The organism is Vulcanococcus limneticus LL, from assembly GCF_943369875.1.
Classification (GTDB): domain Bacteria; phylum Cyanobacteriota; class Cyanobacteriia; order PCC-6307; family Cyanobiaceae; genus Vulcanococcus; species Vulcanococcus limneticus_A.
Map to the genome: position 1 here is coordinate 190,971 of NZ_CALROT020000006.1, position 6,296 is coordinate 197,266.

Annotated in this window: 7 protein-coding genes; 4 read left to right on the plus strand and 3 right to left on the minus strand. The window is 62.3% G+C overall.

All coding sequences use genetic code 11. From position 1 onward, the window contains the following. The first annotated feature begins 566 nt into the window (after positions 1-566). Both ACLV7J_RS08990 and ACLV7J_RS08995 read left to right on the plus strand, forming a co-directional pair. Complete coding sequence (locus tag ACLV7J_RS08990; protein ID WP_411868755.1) at positions 567-935, plus strand: putative quinol monooxygenase; 369 nt, start codon at positions 567-569, stop codon at positions 933-935. A gap of 269 nt (positions 936-1,204) precedes the next feature. Continuing rightward, entirely contained in the window at positions 1,205-2,407 is a 1,203-nt protein-coding gene (locus ACLV7J_RS08995) for an L-dopachrome tautomerase-related protein (protein WP_411868756.1), read from the plus strand. Between the two features lie 318 nt (positions 2,408-2,725). Here ACLV7J_RS08995 and ACLV7J_RS09000 read toward each other — a convergent pair whose 3' ends face one another. Together ACLV7J_RS09000 and ACLV7J_RS09005 are read right to left on the minus strand one after the other, a co-directional pair. Continuing rightward, positions 2,726-2,872 carry a hypothetical protein gene (locus ACLV7J_RS09000; protein ID WP_411868757.1) on the minus strand — a complete coding sequence of 49 codons (147 nt, stop codon included), beginning with the start codon at positions 2,870-2,872 and terminating at the stop codon, positions 2,726-2,728. Further along, entirely contained in the window at positions 2,815-3,420 is a 606-nt protein-coding gene (locus ACLV7J_RS09005) for a transposase (protein WP_411868758.1), read from the minus strand. Before ACLV7J_RS09005 ends, ACLV7J_RS09000 begins: the two co-directional genes overlap by 58 nt. Before the next feature lie 151 nt (positions 3,421-3,571). Here ACLV7J_RS09005 and ACLV7J_RS09010 point away from each other — a divergent pair, with 151 nt between their 5' ends. Together ACLV7J_RS09010 and ACLV7J_RS09015 are read left to right on the plus strand one after the other, a co-directional pair. Further along, entirely contained in the window at positions 3,572-4,069 is a 498-nt protein-coding gene (locus ACLV7J_RS09010) for a Dps family protein (RefSeq protein WP_411868759.1), read from the plus strand. A 379-nt stretch (positions 4,070-4,448) separates the two neighbouring features. Next, the gene (locus tag ACLV7J_RS09015; protein WP_411868760.1) at positions 4,449-6,089 is read left to right on the plus strand and encodes a CTP synthase; all 1,641 of its coding nucleotides are present in this window, start codon (positions 4,449-4,451) and stop codon (positions 6,087-6,089) included. Positions 6,090-6,149: 60 nt separating this feature from the next. Here the strand turns inward: ACLV7J_RS09015 and ACLV7J_RS09020 are convergent. Next, positions 6,150-6,296: ATP-binding protein (locus ACLV7J_RS09020; RefSeq protein ID WP_411868770.1), on the minus strand; the 147-nt coding region annotated here is incomplete at its 5' end.

The window sequence follows — 6,296 nt, forward strand, 5'->3', positions numbered from 1 at the left end:
GGGTAGGCAACAGCTGCTGAGCGACCCCCTGGTGCTGACGCCCCTGAAGGGCCGACTGTGGCCTGTAGACGTCGTCGAGTGAAACTCTTACGACTTGGCAGCTCCGTTCAGCCAAGGCGATCCTGGCTCGATGGTGGCCGTGCTGGTACTGCCGGGTTGATACTGGTGAGTCGCTTCACCACCCCCTCGTCCTCCTTGGCCTTGCAGCGCCTGCCCAGCCGGATCGGCAGGCATGGGCGGCGGTAGTGAGCGACGATCACGCTGAGGAATTGGGGGTGTCTGGCTTCAAACTGGAAGTTCAGTGGCTTTGCAAAGGCCCACGGGCTACACCCAGCCCTTGCGAAGACCACCAAAGCCGCTGCAGCCGCGTGTGGTATGCGGTCCAGCCTTCACGCCACCGCAGGCGATACGCCCTGCGCCGACCCCAGCGGATCTGCTCGGCTGCGATCTGCCGCAGCTGAACCATGCCTACACACTGACGGCACGCAAGCGACTTGATGAAGCAATGCCACAAAAACAATGACAGCCGCAGGCAGGTGATCTAGAAAAATAAAAAAAGTATTTACATGAAAAGGCTCGACGGTTGCATCAGCGTTTATCCAGCCTTTCAAATCAAGCCAGGTAGAGAGCAGGACATTCGCGCCCTGCTTCGAGTGATTATCGAACGCGCAGAGAGCGAGCCAGGCACAGAAATCTTCAGTATGGCCTACATGGGGGACAAGCTCTTCTTGCGAGAGAGCTACACAGACATTGAAGGCTTCAAGGCACACCTTCAAAGCGTAGACGACATTATCGGGGACTTCTTCTCGATGCTGACACTTGAAAGCCTGTACGTCATTGCTCCTGCAAGTGCCATCGATGAGATGAAGGCTTTGATGAATTCAATGAATATGCAAGCCGGTCTCTACGCCCTCGAAGGTGGTTTTGCGCGCTAGAGAGAGAAAAAAAAGGGGGGGGGCAAGGCTTGCGATCAACTCCGGTCAAAACAAGGAAAGCGCAGAGTCATGCACTGATGAAGTGGCAACCAGTGCGGACATCATCAGTCATCTCTATGCACGACCATAGTGTCCGCAAGACTCTAAGCCACCAATGACGCCGATCCTATCTTGAGATTTCTTCGGAAGATCTTGAGGGGATCAGCATTTTTGAATCGCTGCGAGGGGAAGGAGATAACCTGGGTATGCTTGTCTAATCTTTAAGCAGCATGTCTAAGCTGACCTGGTTGCACCATACCTTGCTGGTTTCGGTCGCAACGATGAGCAGTGCTGCAGGACTAGCAACGCCAATTGCGAAGCAGGAGCGCATTGGCAATGTGGAGCCTGTGGCCCAGATCAGGGGGGCAATGCCAACAGGTGTCGCGGTATCCTCAACGGGCAGAATCTTCATCAATTATCCCCGGTGGGGGGATTTGGTTGAATTCACAGTTGGCGAAATCGTTAATGGCAAGCCGGTTGCCTACCCAAACGAGAAGCTGAATCAACAAGGAAGCAGAGAAACACAGAGCCAGAGGATCGTATCCGCGCAGAGCGTTGTCATTGACCCGACAGGATCCACACTTTGGATTGTGGATACTGGCAGCGCTCAGCCACTGCCAATCTCATACGGAGGGCCGAAACTAATCGCGATTGACCTAAAGACAAATCAGGTCAGCAGAACAATCACGATTGAAGAATCTGCACTTGAGCCTGGCACATATCTCAATGATGTTCGCTTTATGATGGCCAAGGGAACAGCAGGCTATGCCTTCATTACTGATTCCTCAAGTAATGGCGGCATTATTATAGTAAATCTTGGCACAGGCGAGAATTGGCGAAGGCTTGGGAAAACACGCTTTACGATGTCCGATCCAGATTTCTATCCGGTCGTGGAATCAGAGATCCTCATGCTCAGAGAGCGGGGCAAGCAAGCCAAGCGATTTAATGTTGGCTCAGATGGTATTGCTGTGTCGGCCGACGGCAAAACATTATATTTTCGCTCATTGACCAGCCGCCATCTATACAGCATTTCAACGGCATCATTGATCAACCGGGCAGTTAATGAGCAATCACTGCAGGCCATGGTGGTGGACCACGGTCAAGTAGGAGGAGCATCAGATGGCCTGGAAGCTGATAGCCAGGGTCGCATTTACCTGACTGACTACGAGCACAACGCCATTCACCGCTATAGTGGATCGATCGAGAGCGTTCAAACTATAGTCTCTGGCCCAGAGGTGATTTGGCCAGATAGCTTATCATTGGCTGATGACGGGTATCTTTACTTCACGGCAAATCAATTAAATCGGCAGCAAATATTCCATAATGGTACCGACAGGAGGGTTCAACCTTACATGCTCTTTCGCATCAAAACAGATGGCACGCCTATCAGACAGCCCAGGGAAGGGGCTGCCCAAGGGGGACAGAGTCAGTGAGAATATTCATTCCAGAACTCAGAGAGTGGTTATCTGACAAAGATATCCTGAGGCTACGGCGAAGTGACGCCCTAGGAGTTTGTTGCCAATAGAGCCGCCGCAGACCAGCCGAGCTGGCCCACGCCATCTGTCAGCCAGATGCATGCGGCATCCTATCCGTCTGGTGTGGCGATGGAAGGTCAGTGATCAGCCCTGGCTTCTGCTGCCAGGGCAATCGCCCTTCATCACGTAGCCCCCACCCGCCCGACCCAGCGCCTGTTGCTGTGAATGCCGGTATCGGAACAACTTGAGCCGGTTGTGCGTGGCCGCGATCAGGTGTCACTCGCCATCGAGCATCTCAAGGCCACGCAGCAGGAATCGCCTGAGCCTCCTGGCCTCCTTGATCTGCCGATTCACCGGCTCCACGATCACCTTGCGTTGGGTGTAGATCGCTGATCCCTTCTTGCATGTGAGCTTGCGTGCCATGCGGGTTCTGGCATCGGCATCTCTGGGCAACAGCCCCCGTTTCGGCGGCAGCGGCTGACATGCGGCCGCCGGCCAGTCGCGATGGACGCGTCAATCTCCTGATCGGCGCAGAGCTTGGTGTTGTCCTCGCTCCAGTACCCCGCATCCATCGTCATCACCGTGGGCATCTCCCCGGCGCTGGAACTGAACAACAGACCCTTGAGGGCATCGAGGTTGCGGCGGCGAAACTCACTGATGCGGCTGTGATCCGGCTGCTGGTTGGCGGTGAGCACCCGGAAGGCCAGATCCTCGTAGCAGGCCCGCTCGATCTTGCGGGAGGAGACGATGCCGACGCAGTAGGCGTAGAACAGCAGCATCGCCATCATCCGAGGATCAAAACCCTTCTCCCCACGGGGATCCTTGCTCTGAGCAGGGATGACAATCGCGGAGAGATCCAGCTCATCCATCAGATCCAGCAGGAACTGCACCTGGTGGTCGTCCGACAGCCAGTCACTCGGTGATGGCGGCAGCAAGGCCGTCTGTTCCGGGGTCCAGGGGCGGAAGGTCATGGGCATGAGCCCATTCTCTCTCCCAGATCGATTGCGGCAACTGGGATCCAGGCGAATTCAAGGACGTCTGTGGAGAGGGTGGCCGGGATCTATGCGCGACAGGCGCCTAGAACGGAGCCATCTCCACCCCGGACTGACTCCGGACAGGACCATGGCCAAGGCCCCCGCCGTCGCCGCACCCCCGATCGACATTGGCATCCCCGCCGACCAGCGCCAGGCCATCGCCGCGGGCCTGGGCCGGCTGCTGGCCGATGCCTATGTGCTCTACGGCAAGACCCACGGCTTCCACTGGAACGTGACCGGGCCGATGTTCAACACGCTCCACCTGATGTTCATGGATCAGTACACGGAGCTCTGGACCGCCCTCGATGTGATCGCCGAGCGCATCCGCGCCCTGGGCCATCCCGCCCCCTTCGGTGGCGCCACCTTCGCCGCTTTGGCCTCGATCCCCGAAACCGAGGGGGTGCCCCCCGCCCTGGAGATGGTGAAGGAGCTGGTGATGGGCCATGAGGCCGTGGCCCGCACCGCCCGCGGCGTGTTCGCCCTGGCGGAAGCCGCCAACGACCAACCCACCGCCGACCTGCTCACCCAGCGGCTGCAGGTGCACGAGAAGACGGCCTGGATGCTGCGGAGCCTGCTGGAGGGCTGAGCCGGGCACCGGCCTGCGGCGGGCGCCAGCCCGTTGGGCTGGAATCCCGCCTTCGGCTCGGCGCCCGGCTCAGCCCTCCAGCCCCCATGGGGTGGGGGGGCATGGGGGAGAGGACGCAGGGACGCCTGGCCTCCCACATCAGAGGCCAACGCCAGGTCCAACGGCCAGCGGGCAGCCGCCCGAGCGCCAAGGCAGGCCCCGACTCCCCGCCAGACCCAGGCACGCCAGCACGCCCGAGGCCTCGCCCCCTCCCGCCTCGCGGCGGGCCTGCGACGGAGGCGGCTATCGCCCGCCCCGCAGGCGCCGAGCCGCCGGAGTCGCAGGCCCGCCGCGATCCTCCCCATGACGATCGGTAAATTGAAGGGTCGCCCGAGGTGCCATGGCCAAATTCGTCTTCGTGACCGGTGGCGTGGTGTCCAGCATCGGCAAGGGGATCGTGGCCGCCAGCCTGGGGAGGCTGCTCAAGAGCCGGGGCTACAGCGTCTCGATCCTCAAGCTCGACCCCTACCTGAACGTGGACCCGGGCACGATGAGCCCGTACCAGCACGGTGAGGTGTTCGTCACCGAGGACGGCGCTGAGACCGACCTCGACCTGGGCCACTACGAGCGCTTCACCGACACGGCCATGTCGCGCCTGAACAGCGTGACCACCGGCTCGATCTACCAGGCGGTGATCAACAAGGAGCGCCGGGGCGACTACAACGGCGGCACGGTGCAGGTGATCCCCCACATCACCGGCGAGATCCGCGAGCGCATCCACCGGGTGGCGGCCAACAGCGGCGCGGACGTGGTGATCACCGAGATCGGCGGCACCGTGGGCGACATCGAGTCGCTGCCGTTCCTGGAGGCCATCCGCGAGTTCCGGGGCGACGTGGGCCGCCAGGACCTGGCCTACGTGCACGTGACCCTGCTGCCCTACATCGGCACCTCGGGCGAACTGAAGACCAAGCCCACCCAGCACTCGGTGAAGGAGCTGCGCTCGATCGGCATCCAGCCCGACGTGCTGGTGTGCCGCAGCGACCGGGAGATCAGCGAGGACCTGCGGGCCAAGATCGGCGGCTTCTGCGGCGTGGGCAGCCGGGCCGTGATCCAGGCCCTCGATGCCGACAGCATCTATGCGGTGCCGATTGCCCTGGAGCAGGAAGGGCTCTGCCGCGAGGTGCTGGAGCTGCTCGACCTGAAGGACCACGACAGCGACATGGCCCGCTGGGCCGAACTGGTCCACAAGCTGCGCAACCCCGGTCCGGTGGTGAAGGTGGCGCTGGTGGGCAAGTACGTGCAGCTCAACGACGCCTACCTCTCGGTGGTGGAGGCCCTGCGCCACGCCTGCATCGACCGCGACGCCTCGCTGGATCTGCACTGGATCTGCGCCGAGCAGATCGAGGACCAGGGCGCCGAGGCCCTGCTGGCGGGCATGGATGCGGTGGTGGTGCCGGGCGGCTTCGGCAACCGGGGCGTGGACGGCAAGGTGGCGGCGATCCGCTGGGCCCGCGAGCAGCGGGTGCCGTTCCTGGGCCTGTGCCTGGGGATGCAGTGCGCCGTGATCGAGTGGGCCCGCAACCAGGCCGGCCTGGTGGGCGCCACCAGCGCCGAGCTGGATGCCGACACGCCCCATCCCGTGATCCACCTGCTGCCGGAACAGCAGGACGTGGTGGACCTGGGCGGCACCATGCGCCTGGGCGTCTACCCCTGCCGCCTGGTGCCGGACACCCTGGCCCACCGCCTCTACGGCGATGCGGTGGTCTACGAGCGGCACCGCCACCGCTACGAGTTCAACAACGCCTACCGCAACCTGTTCCTGGAGTCGGGCTACGAGATCAGCGGCACCTCCCCGGATGGCCGCCTGGTGGAGCTGATCGAGCTGAAGGACCACCCCTTCTTCGCCGCCTGCCAGTACCACCCGGAATTCCTCTCCCGCCCCGGCCGGCCCCACCCCCTGTTCCGCGGCCTGATCGAGGCGGCGCAGCAGCGGCTGCAGCCCGACCTGGGGTCCGCCAGCGCCGCGGCGGCCGTGGCCTGATCCGAGCGGCGGCCTGAGCGGGGCAGCCCAGGGGGGTCGGCTCAGGCCCCTGCGCAGTCCTCAGGCCTGGGTCGCCAGCGGGAAGCGCAGCCGCACCGAGGCGCCGCCCAGGTCGGAGCGGCCGATCTCCAGGCTGCCGTTGTGGTTGTCCACGGCGCAGCGCACCACGTAGAGGCCGATGCCCATCCCCTCGCTCTTGGTGCTGGC

Bases quoted from the DNA above. Each gene is read 5' to 3' on its own strand.
- ACLV7J_RS08990 (WP_411868755.1), top strand. From the start codon at position 567: ATGAAAAGGCTCGACGGTTGCATCAGCGTTTATCCAGCCTTTCAAATC.
- ACLV7J_RS08995 (WP_411868756.1), top strand. From the start codon at position 1,205: ATGTCTAAGCTGACCTGGTTGCACCATACCTTGCTGGTTTCGGTCGCA.
- ACLV7J_RS09000 (WP_411868757.1), bottom strand. From the start codon at position 2,872: ATGGCACGCAAGCTCACATGCAAGAAGGGATCAGCGATCTACACCCAA.
- ACLV7J_RS09005 (WP_411868758.1), bottom strand. From the start codon at position 3,420: ATGACCTTCCGCCCCTGGACCCCGGAACAGACGGCCTTGCTGCCGCCA.
- ACLV7J_RS09010 (WP_411868759.1), top strand. From the start codon at position 3,572: ATGGCCAAGGCCCCCGCCGTCGCCGCACCCCCGATCGACATTGGCATC.
- ACLV7J_RS09015 (WP_411868760.1), top strand. From the start codon at position 4,449: ATGGCCAAATTCGTCTTCGTGACCGGTGGCGTGGTGTCCAGCATCGGC.